The 14,672-nt window shown below is 72.2% G+C and carries 13 protein-coding genes; 12 read left to right on the forward strand and 1 reads right to left on the reverse strand.

Going from position 1 to position 14,672, the window contains the following annotated elements:
* Nucleotides 1-31 precede the first annotated feature (31 nt).
* From ACZ516_RS31535 to ACZ516_RS31555, 5 genes are all read left to right on the forward strand, one after another.
* On the forward strand, nt 32-1,084 hold the full coding sequence (locus tag ACZ516_RS31535) for a sugar kinase (protein ID WP_467464680.1): 1,053 nt from the start codon (nt 32-34) through the stop codon (nt 1,082-1,084).
* Complete coding sequence (locus tag ACZ516_RS31540) at nt 1,081-1,839, forward strand: IclR family transcriptional regulator (RefSeq protein WP_358699919.1); 759 nt, start codon at nt 1,081-1,083, stop codon at nt 1,837-1,839. The genes ACZ516_RS31535 and ACZ516_RS31540 overlap by 4 nt, the downstream gene beginning before the upstream one ends.
* Before the next feature lie 6 nt (nt 1,840-1,845).
* Entirely contained in the window at nt 1,846-2,265 is a 420-nt protein-coding gene (locus ACZ516_RS31545) for a RidA family protein (RefSeq protein ID WP_469012989.1), read from the forward strand.
* 121 nt (nt 2,266-2,386) lie between these two features.
* Nucleotides 2,387-3,877, forward strand: coding sequence for a GntP family permease (locus ACZ516_RS31550; RefSeq protein ID WP_361087560.1), 1,491 nt, complete (start codon nt 2,387-2,389; stop codon nt 3,875-3,877).
* A 126-nt stretch (nt 3,878-4,003) separates the two neighbouring features.
* Nucleotides 4,004-4,870, forward strand: coding sequence for a GNAT family N-acetyltransferase (locus tag ACZ516_RS31555; RefSeq protein WP_469012992.1), 867 nt, complete (start codon nt 4,004-4,006; stop codon nt 4,868-4,870).
* A gap of 81 nt (nt 4,871-4,951) precedes the next feature.
* On the opposite strand, the gene ACZ516_RS31560 is transcribed toward ACZ516_RS31555, so the two are convergent.
* The gene (locus ACZ516_RS31560; protein WP_469012994.1) at nt 4,952-6,289 is read right to left on the reverse strand and encodes a M14 family metallopeptidase; all 1,338 of its coding nucleotides are present in this window, start codon (nt 6,287-6,289) and stop codon (nt 4,952-4,954) included.
* A gap of 250 nt (nt 6,290-6,539) precedes the next feature.
* Between ACZ516_RS31560 and ACZ516_RS31565 the strand changes: the two genes are divergently transcribed.
* The 7 genes from ACZ516_RS31565 to ACZ516_RS31595 all read left to right on the forward strand — a co-directional run bounded on the left by ACZ516_RS31565 (nt 6,540) and on the right by ACZ516_RS31595 (nt 14,667).
* Nucleotides 6,540-7,871, forward strand: coding sequence for an Nramp family divalent metal transporter (locus ACZ516_RS31565; RefSeq protein WP_361087551.1), 1,332 nt, complete (start codon nt 6,540-6,542; stop codon nt 7,869-7,871).
* A gap of 219 nt (nt 7,872-8,090) precedes the next feature.
* Nucleotides 8,091-8,984, forward strand: a complete 894-nt coding sequence (locus ACZ516_RS31570) for a hypothetical protein (protein WP_469012996.1) — start codon at nt 8,091-8,093, stop codon at nt 8,982-8,984.
* 149 nt (nt 8,985-9,133) lie between these two features.
* Nucleotides 9,134-9,844 (forward strand): Flp pilus assembly protein CpaB, encoded by a 711-nt coding sequence (cpaB, locus tag ACZ516_RS31575; RefSeq protein WP_358699055.1) that lies wholly within the window; start codon nt 9,134-9,136, stop codon nt 9,842-9,844.
* Nucleotides 9,845-9,852: 8 nt separating this feature from the next.
* Nucleotides 9,853-11,475: an AAA family ATPase gene (locus ACZ516_RS31580; protein ID WP_469012998.1), complete on the forward strand. Its 1,623-nt coding sequence runs from the start codon at nt 9,853-9,855 to the stop codon at nt 11,473-11,475.
* A 308-nt stretch (nt 11,476-11,783) separates the two neighbouring features.
* A complete protein-coding gene (locus tag ACZ516_RS31585) occupies nt 11,784-12,110 on the forward strand; it encodes a TadE/TadG family type IV pilus assembly protein (RefSeq protein ID WP_358581966.1) in 327 nt (108 codons plus the stop codon).
* Between the two features lie 124 nt (nt 12,111-12,234).
* Entirely contained in the window at nt 12,235-13,572 is a 1,338-nt protein-coding gene (locus ACZ516_RS31590; protein ID WP_361087540.1) for a CpaF family protein, read from the forward strand.
* A 147-nt stretch (nt 13,573-13,719) separates the two neighbouring features.
* On the forward strand, nt 13,720-14,667 hold the full coding sequence (locus ACZ516_RS31595; RefSeq protein ID WP_469013000.1) for a type II secretion system F family protein: 948 nt from the start codon (nt 13,720-13,722) through the stop codon (nt 14,665-14,667).
* The last annotated feature ends 5 nt before the right edge of the window (nt 14,668-14,672 follow it).

The following is a 14,672-nucleotide window of genomic DNA, read 5'->3' on the forward strand; positions in this document are numbered from 1 at the left end:
GGCCGTGGACGTCGTGGCGCTCGGCGAGTCCATGGTCACCTTCCTGCCCGCGCGCCCCGGCCGCCTCGCCGACGTGCCCTCCTTCGACCGCGGGATCGGCGGCGCCGAGTCCAACGTCCTGTGCGCCCTCGCCGCGGCCGGGCACACCACCCGCTGGGTCAGCCGCGTCGGCGCCGACGGCTTCGGCGACCACCTCGTGGCGGCCGTCGCCCGCTACGGCGTCGACACCTCCGCCGTCGGCCGCGACCCGCACCGCCCCACCGGCGTCTACTTCCGCACCGCCGACGACCGCGACTGCGACACCCACGAGGTCGTCTACTACCGCGCGGGCTCGGCCGCCTCCGCCATGGCGCGGGGCTCCGTCGACGAGGGCGCGCTCGCCTCGGGCCGCGTGCTGCACCTGACGGGCATCACGCCCGCCCTCTCCGCCGACTGCCTCGACCTGGTGCGCCACCTGTGCGCCCGGCGCGAGGATCGGGCCCCGCTCGTCTCCTTCGACGTCAACCACCGCCCCGGGCTGTGGCGGAACCGTTCCGGCGCCGGAGCGGACGTCCTCCTCGGCCTCGCCCGGGGTGCGGATCTCGTCTTCGTCGGCGAGGACGAGGCCGCGGCCGCCTGGGGCATCACCGGCGGCCCCGAGGCCCTGCGCGCCGCCCTGCCCGAACCCGCCACCCTGGTCGTCAAACAGGGCGGCCGCGGAGCCACCCTCTTCCGGCACGGCGAGGAGCCCGTCTTCCAGGCCGCCCCGCGCGTGGACGTCGTCGCGTCCGTCGGCGCCGGTGACGCCTTCGCCGCCGGCTTCCTCTCCGCCACCCTGCGCGGCCTGGGCGCCGCCCGGCGGCTGCGGCACGGCCACCTGATGGCCGCCGCCGCCCTCACCGTCCCCGGCGACCTCGCCCGGCCCTGCGCCCGCGCACACGCCGACCGCCTCGCCGCCCTCGACGACGCCGCCTGGGAGACACTGCGACTCGGACCCGGCTGGACGGCGAACGCGCCGGAGGAGACCGGCGGCGCCGCTCCGGAGGAGCCCGGTGCCGACGCTCCGGAGGAGCCCGGGGCCGAGGAGGAGGTACGTACCCCATGAGCCAGACCGTCGACCGCGCGCTGTCGATCCTGCCGCTGCTCGCCGAGGGCCCCGCCGACCTCGGCCAGGTCGCCGACCGGCTCGGCGTCCACAAGTCCACGGCGCTGCGGCTGCTGCGCACCCTCCACGAACACGGCCTGGTCTTCCGCCAGTCCGACCAGCGCTACCGCCTCGGCGCGCGCCTGTTCGCCCTCGCCCAGGAGGCCGTCGAGAACCTCGACGTACGCGAGATCGCCCACCCCCACCTCCTCGCCCTCAACGAGAAGTGCGGCCACACGGTCCACCTCGCCGTCCACGAGGACGGCGAGGTCCTCTACATCGACAAGGTCGAGAGCCGCTACCCGGTGCGGATGTACTCCCGTATCGGCAAACCGGTGGCCATCACGGTCGCCGCCGTCGCCAAGCTCCTGCTCGCCGACTTCCCCGAGGCCGAGCGCCGCGCCCTCGCGGAGAAGCTCGACTACCCCACCTACACGTCCCGTTCGACACCCAACGCCGGCGCGTTCCTGCGCGAGCTGGACAAGGTGCGCGAACAGGGCTGGGCCACCGACCTCGGTGGCCACGAGGAGTCCATCAACTGCGTCGGGGCCCCCATCCGCGGCGCGGACGGCCGCGTCGTCGCCGCCATGTCGGTCTCCGCGCCGAACGTCGTCGTCACCGCCGAGGAACTCCTCGCCCTGCTCCCGCTGGTGCGCCGCACGGCGGACGCCATCAGCCGGGAGTACTCCGGCAAGTCACCCCTGAAGGAAGCCTGAACGTCCATGAGCGAGCCCACCGTGAAGACAGCCCTCACCCCGGCCACCCACACCACCCCGCCCGCGAAGTTCTCCCACGGCGTCAAGAAGGGCAACATCCTCCAGGTCGCCGGCCAGGTCGGCTTCCTGCCGGCCGAGGAGGGCAAGGCCCCCACCCCGGCGGGCCCCACCCTGCGCGAGCAGACCCTCCAGACCTTCGCCAACGTCAGGGCGATCCTCGAGGAGGGCGGCGCCACCTGGGACGACGTGATGATGATGCGCGTCTACCTCACGGACGTGGACCACTTCGCGGAGATGAACGACATCTACAACGAGTACTTCGAGCAGCAGGGCCTCACGGCTCCCGCCGCGGCCCGCACCACCGTCTACGTGGGTCTGCCCAAGGGCCTGCTCATCGAGATCGACGCGCTCGCCGTCCTCGGCTGACCCGCATCCCCCTCCCCCTCCTGCAAGCCGTACGTCGTCACGGCACGGCGCCCCGTCCGCACGGGGCGCCGTGCCGCGATCCCCCCTGCCCCGAAAGCCTTATGCCCTTACGAGGTCCACGATGTCCCCGTCCCACACCGCCGTGCTCGCGGCCGCCCCCGCCGCGCAGACACCACCCCACACCGGTGGCCTCCTCGCCCTGATCGACGGCACGGCGGGCCTGCTGACCGTCGCCGCGCTCGGCATCGCCCTGCTGCTCTTCCTGATCATCAAGGTCCGGCTCCAGCCCTTCGTGGCGCTGCTCGCGGTCTCCGTGGCCGTCGGCCTCGCGGCCGGCCTCTCCGTCACCGAACTCTTCGGCACGGTCCAGAGGTCCGACGCCGTCTCGGTCGTCGAGTCGGGCATGGGCGGCATCCTCGGGCATGTGGCGATCATCATCGGCCTCGGCACGATGCTCGGCGCGATCCTCGAGGTGTCGGGCGGCGCGGAGGTGCTGGCGTCGCGCCTGCTGGGCCTGTTCGGCGAGAAGCGCGCCCCGCTGGCCATGGGCCTGACCGGGCTGATCTTCGGCGTCCCGGTCTTCTTCGACGTGGGCATCTTCGTCCTGGCCCCCCTCGTCTACGCCGCCGCCAAGCGCAGCGGCAAGTCGATCCTGCTCTACTGCCTGCCGCTCCTCGCGGGCCTGTCCATGACCCATGCCTTCCTGCCCCCGCACCCGGGCCCGGTGGCCGCCGCCGGACTGCTGAAGGTGGACCTCGGCTGGGTCATCCTGATGGGCGTCGTCTGCGGCCTGCCGGCGGTGCTCGCCGCCTGGGCGTACGCCGCGTGGATCGGCAGGCGCATCTTCGTGCCGGTCCCGCAGGACATGGTCGAGGCCGCCGAGGAGGCGAAGGCGGCGGTGGCCGCCGAGCAGCGTGCGGCCGGGGTGAGCCCGCAGGAGAAGCCGGTGCCGCTGGGCACCGTCTTCGCGATCATCGGCACACCGCTCGTCCTGATCCTCCTGGCGACCTTCTCCTCCATAGCCTTCGACCCCTCGACGCCCCGCTCGGTCATCGAGTTCTTCGGCAGCCCGTTCGTGGCCCTGACCATCGCCCTGTTCATGGCCTACTACTTGCTGGGCATCCGGCGCGGCTGGTCCCGCAAGTCCCTGGAACGGGTGTCGACCTCGTCCCTGAAGCCGGTCGGCAACATCCTGCTGGTGGTCGGCGCGGGCGGTGTCTTCGGCGCGGTCCTGAAGGCGGGCGGCGTCGCGAAGGCCCTCTCGGACACCTTCCAGGACGTGGGCCTGCCGGTCATCGTCCTCGCCTACCTGCTCTCCCTCGTCCTGCGCGTCGCCCAGGGCTCGGCGACGGTGGCGATCGTCACGACGGCGGGCATCGTGGCCCCGCTGCTCGCGGAGGGCGACTACTCGCAGGCCTTCGTCGCACTGGTCATCATGGCGATCTCGGCGGGCTCCATCTTCGCCTCGCACGTGAACGACGGCGGCTTCTGGATGGTCGCGAAGTACTTCGGCATCTCGGAACGGGACACCCTCAAGACGTGGACGATCCTGGAATCGGTCCTGTCCCTGGCGGGCTTCGCGGCGGCGGCGGTCGTGAGCGTCTTCGTGTAGTTCCGAGCGGCGCCCGCGACCGGCCGTGGATGTTGACGTCGGCGTCACGGCAGGGCGTCCCGTCGCGCTGGCCGGCCGAGGAAAATCGGGTGCGGGCGGGTGTTGCGATGTTGTGGGATGCGGGGCATGAGGATCGTTCTGGGCGAGACCGGTGTCGACGGGCTGAGCCGGGTCGTGGATGTCCTTCGCGGGTGGCAGGACGACCGCGCGCCGTTGCAGCTCCATCCGGGAGACCTCGGCTGGGCCTGGGCGCTGGGGGCGGAGAGGCTGGCCGCGGCCGTCCGTACCTGGAGCGTGGACGGACGGATCATCGCCGTCGGATACCTGGACGGCCCTGATGTGCTGCGCCTGACGACCGCGCCGGATCTGCGACAGGACGGTGAGCTGGCGCGCCGGCTGCTGGCGGACCTCGATGATCCGGGGCGCGGGGTCCTGCCCGCCGGGAAGGTCGGCATCGAGGTCCCCGACGGCGCCCTGCTCCGCGAGGTCCTCCTGGCGGCGGGCTGGCTTCCGGACGAGCCGTGGACGCCGCTGCGCCGCGACCTCGCCGAGCCGGTGCGGGACTGCGGCCTGCGGATCGAGGTGGCCGGTCCGCGGACGGCGGGGGTGCGGACCGCGGTGCATCGCTCGGCGTTCGGCAGCCCGGCGTTCACCGAGGAGATCTGGCACGTCCTCGCGGCCGGGCCGGTCTATGCCGACGCCCGCTGCCTGATCGGCTACGACGACCAGGGCAACGCGGTGGCCGCGGCGACGGTCTGGTCGGCCGGGCCCGGCAGGCCCGGCCTGCTGGAGCCGGTGGGCGTGCACGCCGACCACCGCGGTCGCGGACACGGGACGGCGATCAGCGTCGCCGCCGCGGCGGCGCTGCGTGAACTGGGTGCCTCAAGCGCACTCGTCAGCACCCCGACCTCGAACGCTGCCGCCGTCGCCGCCTACAGGGCCGCCGGATACGAGCCGTCGTCCGAACGACTGGACCTCGGCCGAGCCGCCTGAGAACGGTCGGGCCGCCCCGATGGGCCCGAACGCCCGGTGAGGAAGCGTCACCGAAGCGTTCGGGCGGGTCCGTCCACGGTGTCAACTAGTGCAGTACTGCTGCTCCTTGCCGATGGACCGGTACATGCAGTCCGCGTTCTCCAGGAGTTGCAGGACCGCGTCGCGGTTGCGCGAGGTCTCGCGTTCGATCACCTCGTCGGGCGGGTAGAAGCCGCCGCCGCCCGACGACGGGTACATCTCGAAGGTGTAGCTGAAGATCTTCTGGCTGCCCCACAGCCAGTCGTCGATCGAACCGTCCGTGATGTACAGGTCGCTGGACTGCTCGGGCGTGTAGCCGTTGCTCGCGGCCATCTTCCTGCCGACGGCGGCGTGCGCGTCCCGGTCGTCCTGGGTCAGGCCCGCGGCGGTGTCGGCGTACGTGTAGCCGTAGGGCCACAGCACCAGCTCGCTGTAGGTGTGGAAGTCGATGCCGGCCCTGATCTGCTGCTTGCCGCCCACGACCCGGGTGCGCACGAAGTCCGCGACGACCTTCACCTCGGGCGCCGACTCGGCGGCACTGCCCCGGTAGGTGTCCGAGCCGGTGGAGCCGGAGGAACCGCCGCAGCAGCCCCACTTGTAGCCCCAGTTGCGGTTCAGGTCCGTGCCGACGCTGGACGAGCCGGCGTTGGGCTGGCGGTTCTTGCGCCAGCTGCGGTACGAGCCGGTGGCGATGTCGTACTCGCCGCCGTCCGGGTTCACGTCCGGCACGACCCAGATCTCGCGGGAGTCGACCATCTTCTTGACGCGGGCGTCCGTGGCGTAGTCGTCGCCCAGCTCGCGCATCAGGTAGAGCGCCATCTCGACCGTGAGGTGCTCACGGGCGTGCTGGTGGTGGGTGAAGAGGACCTCGGGCTCGGCCTCGTCGGTGGCGACGTTGTCGCTGATCTTGATGGCGACGATGTCGCGGCCCGCGTAGGACCTGCCGATGACCCGCTTGCTGATCAGGTCGGGGTGGGCCGCGATGTACTGGTCGATCGCGGCGTTCATCTCGGCGTAGTTGTGGTACTTCGCGTCGGCGGGCGGGAAGTCCATGGGCTCCACCGCCTTGCCGTCCGTACGCTTCGGGGGTCCGGCCAGGGCCTTGAGGGCGTAGCCGGACTCCCTGAGCCGGGCCGCCTCGCGGCCGTCGGCGGAGACGACCACCGAGCGGGCGTGGACCTCGTCGACGGCGACCCCGGTACGGGCCAGCGCGGTCCGCGCGGCACGGCCGTCGGTCAGGGGGATCTCGTACTGGCGTATCGCCTCGTCGTCCGACCCCGTGCTCTTCGCGCCGGGGTCGGCGGGGTCGGCGGGCGCGGCGGTGGCGGTGAGGGGGGCCACGGCGAGGGCGAGAAGGGCCGCGAGGGTCGCGGATCTTCTGCCGCGTATGCGGAGCCGCATGAAGTCTCCTCAGGGGTGGGGGGTGATTCAGTGCGACGTGTGCGGTGGGGGAGTGCGGGATGCGGGGTGCGGTGGCGCGGGCGGAAGCGTGCGCCGGGTGCGGTGGCGCGTGCCGGAGCGTGCGCCGGGTGTGATGCGGGCTGTGATGCGGGGTGCGCCGCCCCATCGTCAATGCGTGGCATGCCCCCGTCAACACTGTCTTCGGCCAACCCACTTGTGCCGCGCGCCGCGATGCGCTTTCTTGATCGGCATGGCTGAAACCACAGACAGTGGCACCACCGCCGACGCGACGGCACCCCAGCCGCGCAAGTCGAGCTGGAAGTACATCGGCCCCGGCATCGTCGTCGCCGCGACCGGAGTGGGCGCGGGCGACCTCGTCGCCACCCTCATCGCGGGCAGCAACTTCGGCTACACCCTGTTGTGGGCCGCGGTGATCGGCTGCGTCGTGAAGATCTCCCTCGCCGAGGCCGCCGGCCGCTGGCACCTGGCCACCGGACGCACCCTCTTCGACGGCTGGGCGAGCCTCGGCCGCTGGACGACGTGGTTCTTCGTCGCCTACGTCGTGATCTGGGGGTATGTCTACGGAGCGGCCGCCATGTCCTCCTCCGGGCTGCCCCTCCAGGCGCTCTTCCCCGACGTCATGGCATTGAAATGGTGGGCGATCCTGACCGGCATCGTCGGGCTCGTCTTCGTCTGGTTCAACAAGTACGCCGTCTTCGAGAAGGTCATGACGGTCCTCGTCGGCATCATGTTCGTCGTCACCGTCTATCTCGCAGTCCGCGTCACCCCGCACCTGGGCGACGCCTTCGCCGGCCTGCTGCCCGTCCTGCCCGACGAGAAGGACTCGATCCTCAACACGCTCGGCCTGATCGGCGGCGTCGGCGGCACCATCACCCTCGCGGCGTACGGCTACTGGGTCAACGCCAAGGGGTGGACCGACACCCGATGGATGAAGGTGATGCGGCTCGACAACCGCGTCGCCTACATCACCACCGGCATCTTCGTCGTCGCCATGCTCTTCGTCGGCGCCGAGATGCTGCACTCCGCGAACGTCGCCATCGCCAGCGGCGACAAGGGGCTCGTACAGCTCTCCGACATCCTGGAGAAGGAGTACGGCCAGGGCACCGCCAAGCTGTTCCTCGTCGGCTTCTTCGCCACGTCGTTCACCTCGCTGATCGGCGTGTGGCACGGCGTGAGCCTGATGTTCGCGGACTTCGTCGAGCGCTACCGCAAGCAGCGGGCGGGCGCCGACTCCACCGCGCTCAGTGGCCAGGAGGTGGCCTCGGGCGCCCGCGAGAAGTCGGTGCCGTTCCGCGCCTACCTGCTCTGGTTGACCTTCCCGCCGATGATCCTGCTCTTCCAGGGGCAGCCGTTCCGGCTCATCATCCTCTACGGCGTCCTCGGCGCGGCCTTCATGCCGTTCCTGTCGCTCACGCTGGTCTGGCTGCTCAACTCCAGCCGCACACCGCGGGAATGGCGCAACGGCCGGCTCAGCAACGGCATGCTGGCCATCGCGGGGCTGCTGTTTCTCGTGCTGTGCGTCAAGCAGATCGCCGACCAGGACTGGAGCAGCTTCTTCTAACCCCGTACGCCCCTGCGCACCCCCGGTACACCCCTCCGTACATCCCCCCGCACGCCCCTCGTACATCCCGCTCGAACACCTCACCCCGGACACCCCGCTTCCCGGTACGCGACCGTCACCTCCACGTGAACACTGGGAAGTTGGGTGTCGGGGCGGGCCCCGCCTGGATATGGTGCTGAGGCCGAGGAGAAGTGCAGGGGGAGCCTCAGGGGGGCGCGCATGCCGACCGCCGTAGCCGTCACCGGCCCCGACCTCGTGCTGCCCTCGCCCGACCGGCACACCCCCTCGGCCGCCGTCCTGCAGTCCGCCGTGCGGTCCCCGCGGACGTACTCGCTGGACCAGGCGCTCACCGAGATGGACACGCTCGTCGAGCACCACGGCTATGTGATCGTCCTGTGCCCCGCCTCCACGCCCGCGTCCGTCACCCGGCGCCTGTACGCGGTCCGCTCCATCCTGGAGAGCGACCGGATCGCCTTGCTGCGCCCGGAGCTGCCGCCGCTGGGCCTCGCCGTGCTCGCCCTCCAGCTGCGCCAGCTGTCGAGCTGCGACTTCAGCCCCGGCGTCCTCGCCTCCGCCGCCCGCCTGCTGTCCCACTACATCTACGCGGGCGCCCTGCTCGGCTCCGTCGCCCGCCTCGACCGCGTCCCCGTCTCCCTCCAGTCGCACGCCAAGTCCTGGCTGCCCGGCGCCCAGTTCGCGGTCCTCGCCACACCCCGGCCCGAGCTGGTGAAGGTCTCGGGCACCGGCCCGCGCACCAGCCTGCCCGGCCCCGGCTTCGGTACGAAGATGCTGTACGCCCCGGGGCAGCTGGCACCCGCCTGGGTCACCGGCACCCTGGCCCCCGCCTGGCACGCCCAGGGCGTCGAGGAAGTCCGCCTGCCGGCCGAGTCCACGCGCTGGTGGGCCACCGGCAGGCTCGTCGAGTTCGCCGCCGCCATCCCCGACATCTCCGTCCTGTACCAACTGGTGTCGTCCGTGCGACGCGAGGACTGCCACTGGTGCGGACTCGAAATCATCGGCGACCGCTGCGCGTTCTGCGCCGCCCCGCTGCCGCCGCCCGAGGAACGCCCCGACCGGCCCGCCCGTGCCCTCCTGCCCCGCGGCGCCCCCTAGCCGCACCCCGCCGCGCCCGAGCCCGCCTGCCCCGTCCGCGTCTCCGCTCCAGCCGCACCCCGCCCGCCCCGTCCGCGACCTACGACCGTTTACGCGCCACCCCGCTCACTGTCCGTAGCCACTCGCACTCGATCGAGGTAGTCCGGCCCATGAACTCACGCCAGCGCCGCGGCGTCATCCTGCTGGTCCTGTCGGTCCTGTGCGCGTTCGGCGCGTTCGCGGGCGTCCTGTCGGTGATCCGCGACGTGAACTCGAAGGTGGGCCCCGAGGTCGCCGCGTACAAGCTCAAGGGGGACATCGCGCCCTACAAGGAGCTGAGCGCCGAGCAGTTCGAGAAGGTCGAGATGCCGAAGCGGTGGCTCTCCGACAACGCCGTCACCGACCTGCGCCAGATCCGCGGCAAGATCGCCGTCACCCAGCTGCGCGAGGGCTCGCTCCTCCAGTCCGACATGATCGTCAAGCGCCCCGAGCTCGGCCCGGGCCAGCAGGAGATCGCCATCATGATCGACGCGGCCACCGGCGTCGCGGGCAAGATCACGCCCGGTTCGACGGTCAACATCTACGCCACCTTCAAGGGCGAGAGCGACAAGGCGAAGGACCAGTCCAAAGTCATCGTGGAAGGCGCCAAGGTGCTCGACGTCGGCAAGCTGACCCCGCTCGAACCCGACCAGGACGACCGTACGCGCCGCCGGGCGTCCGAGGCCGTCCCGATCACCTTCGCCCTCGGCACGGCGGACGCGCAGCGCGTCGCGTACGCCGAGTCGTTCGCCACGCACGTCCGCCTCGCCCTCATCGGCGCGGGCGGCGACCCGACCGTGCCGCCGCGCGATCGCACGTACACCCTCGACGAGGACAAGTAGGAGGTCTCATGGCCACTCGGATCCTGCCGGCCGTCGGGGACATCGAGGCCGCCCGCGCCCTGTCCACGCTCACCGGGCAGCTGCCCGACGCCGAACCCGCCCTGCCCGTCGGGGACTCGACCGCGCTGCTCGACACCCTCGCCCGGCTCGCCGCCGAGTCGGTCGACGAGCTGCCGGAGGTCGTCCTCGTCCACGAGCGGATCGGGCCGGTCCCGGCGCTCGACCTCATCCGCGACCTCGTGCTGCGCTTCCCCGCCGTCGGCGTCGTTCTGCTCGCCGCCGACACCAGCCCGGGCACCCTCACGGCAGCCATGGACTCCGGGGCACGCGGCATCGTCGGCTTCCCGCTCGCCTACGAGGCCCTCGCCGAACGGGTCCAGGCCGCCGCCGCCTGGTCCGCCGGCATGCGCCGCCACCTCGGCAGCGGCGGCGGGCTCGAACTGTACGGCGGCACGGCCGGCCCCGGGGCGCCCGGCGCGGGCACCGTCGTCGCCGTCAGCGGGGCGAAGGGCGGCGTCGGCACCACCGTGACCGCCGTGCAACTCGCCCTCGCCGCCCAGGCGTCGGGCCGCACCACCGCGCTCCTCGACCTCGACCTCCAGTCCGGGGACGTCGCCTCCTACCTGGACGTGCAGTTCCGCCGCTCGGTCACCGACCTCGCCGCCATCAGCGACATCACGCCCCGCATCCTCCAGGACGCCGTCTACACCCACGAGAGCGGCGTCGGCCTGCTCCTCGCCCCCGCCGAGGGCGAGCGGGGCGAGGAGGTCACCGACCGCGTCGCCCGGCAGATCCTCGCCGCCCTGCGCGCCCGCTACGACGTCGTCGTCATCGACTGCGGGGCCTACGTCACCGCCGCGGGCGCCGTCGCCGTCGAGCTCGCCGACCACGCCCTGCTGCTCCTCACCCCGGACGTCGTCGCCGTACGCGCCGCCAAACGCATGGTGCGGCTGTGGGACCGCCTCCAGATCCGCAAGGCCGAGGAGACCCTCACCGTCGTCAACCGCCACGGCAAGGGCACGGAGATCCAGCCCTCCCTGGTGGAGCGCGTCACCGGCACCCGGGTGGCCCGCACCACCGTGCCGGCCGCCTTCAAGGAACTGCGGGCCGCGGTCGACGCGGGCCGCATGCAGGACCTGGAGAGCCGCTCCACGGTCAAACAGGCGCTGTGGGGGCTCGCGGGCGAACTGGGGATCGTCGAAGGGGCGCCCGCGGGCGGCGGGAAGCGGAGCGGGATCGCCCTGCGCAGGAAGGCGGCGGGCGGCGACCGGGGCGCCGTCACGCTGGAGTTCGCCGGGATGTTCCCCCTGCTGCTCGTCGTCATGACGATCCTGTGGCAGTGCGCGCTGTACGGCTACACGTACTCCCTCGCCGGCAACGCGGCGGACGAGGCGGCGCGGGCTGCCACCGCGGCGCACGCGGCGGGGGAGGGCGAGGCCGCCGCCTGCTCCGCCGCGGGCCAGGAGCATCTGCCCGGCGCCTGGCAGGACGCGGCGATCACCTGCACGGACGAGGGCACGGTCTGGAAGGCCCGCGTCTCGGTGGACGTACCGGTGTTCTTCCCCGGCTTCGACGCGGGATGGCGCGTGGACGGGGAAGCGGGCGCGGCGAAGGAGGGGGATGAGGGATGAGGGCGCCGGGGCGTTCACGGGGGCGGGGGCGTTCCTTTGGGCGGGGGCGTCTCCGGGGGCCGGACCGGCTCCGGGACGGGGGCTCGGGCGGGGGGCTGCGGCGTGGGGGGTGTGACCCACGCCGGGACCGGCGCGGTGGCTCGGGCTGGGGCCTGCACCGTCGGTGGTGTGACCCGGACCGGGGCCGGGGCCGGGGTGGTGGCTTCGGCGGGGGCCTGCGCCGTCGGCGGTGTGACCCGGGCCGGGGCCCGGGCGGTGGCTTCGGCGGGGGACCGTGGCGTCGCCGGTACGACGACCAGGGGGTCTCCATCCTGGAGTTCGCCGGGTTCCTGCCGGTCCTGCTGCTCGTCGGCCTCGCCGCCATCCAGCTGGGTCTGGTGGGCTACGCCGCCAACCAGGCCGGCTCCGGCGCCCGCGCGGCGGCCCGCGCGGCGTCCCAGGGCGACTCGGGGCAGGCGGCGGGCGCGGCGGCCATGGACGGCGGTCTCAGCTCTTCCATCGCGGTCGGCTCGGGCGGCGACACGACGACCGCCACGGTCGAAGTCCAGGTACCGACACTGCTGCCCTTCGTGGACGCGGGCTGGAGCGTCACCAAGGAGGCCACGATGCCCAACGACGACGACGCCGAGTACTGAGACCCGCCGACCACGGAGACCCGCATACCACCGAGACCTGGTGCGACTCACCGAGACCAGCCGACCACCGAGACCTGATGCGACCCACCGAGACCCGTACCCCTGAGGGAAGTTGAAGGACGCCATGAGCCTGCGCGACCGCGTGGCCCCCACCCAGCAGAGCGAACCGAGCCGCGACGACAACCTCGTCGCCGTCTACCGCTCCAAGCTCCTGGAGGAGATCGACCTCGCCGAGATGTCCTCGCTCGCCGCCGCGGACCGCCGCGTCCGCCTGGAGCGGGTCCTCGGCCACATCATCAGCCGCGAGGGCCCCGTCCTCTCCACCTCCGAACGCGCCCAGCTGATCCGCCGCGTCGTGGACGAGGCGCTCGGCCTCGGCGTCCTCGAACCGCTGCTCGCCGACACCTCCATCACGGAGATCATGGTCAACGGCCCCGACTCGGTCTTCGTCGAACGGGCCGGCCGCGTCGAGCAACTGCCCCTGCGCTTCGCCTCCAACGACCAGCTGATGCAGACCATCGAACGCATCGTCTCCACGGTCAACAGGCGCGTCGACGAGTCGAACCCCATGGTCGACGCCCGGCTGCCCACCGGCGAGCGCGTCAACGTCATCATCCCGCCGCTCGCCCTGACCGGCGCCACCCTCACCATCCGCCGCTTCCCGCGCGCGTACACGCTGCCCGAACTCATCGGCCTCGGCTCCCTCGACGAGCACATGCTGATGCTGCTCGCGGCGTTCGTGCGGGCCCGTTTCAACCTCATCGTCAGCGGCGGCACGGGCAGCGGCAAGACGACCCTCCTCAACGCGCTCTCCGGCCTGATCCCGGCCCACGAGCGCATCATCACCATCGAGGACTCGGCGGAGCTGCAACTCCAGCAGGACCACGTGATCCGGCTCGAATCGCGCCCCGCCAACGTCGAGGGCAAGGGCCAGATCACCATCCGCGACCTCGTGCGCAACAGCCTGCGCATGCGCCCCGACCGCATCATCGTCGGGGAGGTCCGCGGCGGCGAGACCCTCGACATGCTCCAGGCCATGTCCACCGGCCACGACGGCTCGCTGGCCACCGTGCACGCGAACACCGCCGAGGACGCGTTGATGCGCCTGCAGACCCTCGGCTCCATGTCGGAGGTCCAGATTCCCTTCGAGGCCCTGAGGGACCAGATCAACTCGGCCGTCGACGTGGTCGTCCAGCTCGCCCGGCACAGCGACGGCTCCCGCAAGGTCTCCGAGATCGTCCTGCTCGTCTCGCACGGCCGCCAGCAGTTCCGCATCGCGCCGGTCACCCGTTTCGTGGCGCAGCCGATCGGCGCCGACCGCGTCGTGCGCGGCTGGTTCGAGCACCTGCCGCTGCCCCGCGAGATCGCCGACAAGCTGTACGGCGCGGGCGAACCGGTGCCCCCGGCGTACGGCGTGGCGGAGGCGATCGACGTACTGGACACGAGGGAAGCGATCGGATGACCGCCCCGACGACCAGGTGGGCAAGCCGGCCGATGACCAGATCGGGAGCCGACCGATGACCAGGTGGGGAGCCGACCGAGGACGAGACGGGGAACCGACCGATGACCAGGTGGGAAGCCGGCCGATGACCAAACGGGGAGCCGACCGATGACCGATCCCGCGACGCTCGCCCTCGGCGCCACGATCCTGACCGGCACGCTGGCCGTCGCGGGCATCCACGCGTACGCGTCCGGGCGCGCCCAGCGCCAGGCCCTCATCGACCGGCTGGCGCTCGGCCCCGGCGGCGGGGACGGCGGTCCGACGGGCCGCGCGCGCCGCTTCGCCGCCGTCGACCGCAGGCTGCGCCGCACGCGCCTCGGCCGGGACATCCACCTGCGCCTCTCCTCGACGGGCCTGGACGTGACCGCCGGTGAGTTCTTCACCTACGTCGTGGCCGTCGTCGCCGCGCTCTGGCTGATGGCGGCGGCGACCCTCGCGCCCTTCTTCGGCCCGATCGCGGGGGTGGTGGCGATATGGGGCGCGGTCGCCTTCCTCAACTGGCAGCGCCAGAAACGCATCGAGGCGTTCATCAACCAGCTCCCCGACGTGGCCCGCATCCTGGCCAACGCGACGGCGGCGGGACTGGCCCTGCGTACGTCGCTGGCCATGGCGGCGGAGGAGTTGGAGGCCCCGGCCGGTGAGGAACTCTCGCACGTCGCGCACCAGTTGGCGCTGGGTCGGTCCATCGACGACACCCTCGGCGAACTGGCCGAACGCCTGCCCTCCCGCGAGCTGATCGTCCTCGTGACGACGCTCGTCCTGTCCAACAAGGCGGGCGGCACGGTGGTCAACTCCCTGCGCAACCTCACGCAGACCCTGGAGGACCGCAAGGAGACGCGGCGCGAGGTCCGCACGATGCTGTCGGAGGTCAACGCGACGGCGTTCACGGTCCCGCTGCTCGGCCTGGGCTCGCTGCTGTTGATCAACTCCTCCAACGAGGGCGCCCTGGCCCGGGTGACCGGCTCCCCGGTGGGCCAGACGCTGATCCTGATCTCCCTCGGGCTGTACGGGATCGGCTTCTTCGTGATCAGACGCCTCGGCAAGATCGAGGTCTGAGATGC

Source organism: Streptomyces sp. NPDC034037, assembly GCF_055575715.1.

Bases quoted from the DNA above. Each gene is read 5' to 3' on its own strand.
- ACZ516_RS31535 (WP_467464680.1), top strand. From the start codon at position 32: ATGGTCACCTTCCTGCCCGCGCGCCCCGGCCGCCTCGCCGACGTGCCC.
- ACZ516_RS31555 (WP_469012992.1), top strand. From the start codon at position 4,004: ATGAGGATCGTTCTGGGCGAGACCGGTGTCGACGGGCTGAGCCGGGTC.
- ACZ516_RS31550 (WP_361087560.1), top strand. From the start codon at position 2,387: ATGTCCCCGTCCCACACCGCCGTGCTCGCGGCCGCCCCCGCCGCGCAG.
- ACZ516_RS31545 (WP_469012989.1), top strand. From the start codon at position 1,846: ATGAGCGAGCCCACCGTGAAGACAGCCCTCACCCCGGCCACCCACACC.
- ACZ516_RS31540 (WP_358699919.1), top strand. From the start codon at position 1,081: ATGAGCCAGACCGTCGACCGCGCGCTGTCGATCCTGCCGCTGCTCGCC.
- ACZ516_RS31570 (WP_469012996.1), top strand. From the start codon at position 8,091: ATGCCGACCGCCGTAGCCGTCACCGGCCCCGACCTCGTGCTGCCCTCG.
- ACZ516_RS31580 (WP_469012998.1), top strand. From the start codon at position 9,853: ATGGCCACTCGGATCCTGCCGGCCGTCGGGGACATCGAGGCCGCCCGC.
- ACZ516_RS31590 (WP_361087540.1), top strand. From the start codon at position 12,235: ATGAGCCTGCGCGACCGCGTGGCCCCCACCCAGCAGAGCGAACCGAGC.
- cpaB (WP_358699055.1), top strand. From the start codon at position 9,134: ATGAACTCACGCCAGCGCCGCGGCGTCATCCTGCTGGTCCTGTCGGTC.
- ACZ516_RS31565 (WP_361087551.1), top strand. From the start codon at position 6,540: ATGGCTGAAACCACAGACAGTGGCACCACCGCCGACGCGACGGCACCC.
- ACZ516_RS31560 (WP_469012994.1), bottom strand. From the start codon at position 6,289: ATGCGGCTCCGCATACGCGGCAGAAGATCCGCGACCCTCGCGGCCCTT.
- ACZ516_RS31595 (WP_469013000.1), top strand. From the start codon at position 13,720: ATGACCGATCCCGCGACGCTCGCCCTCGGCGCCACGATCCTGACCGGC.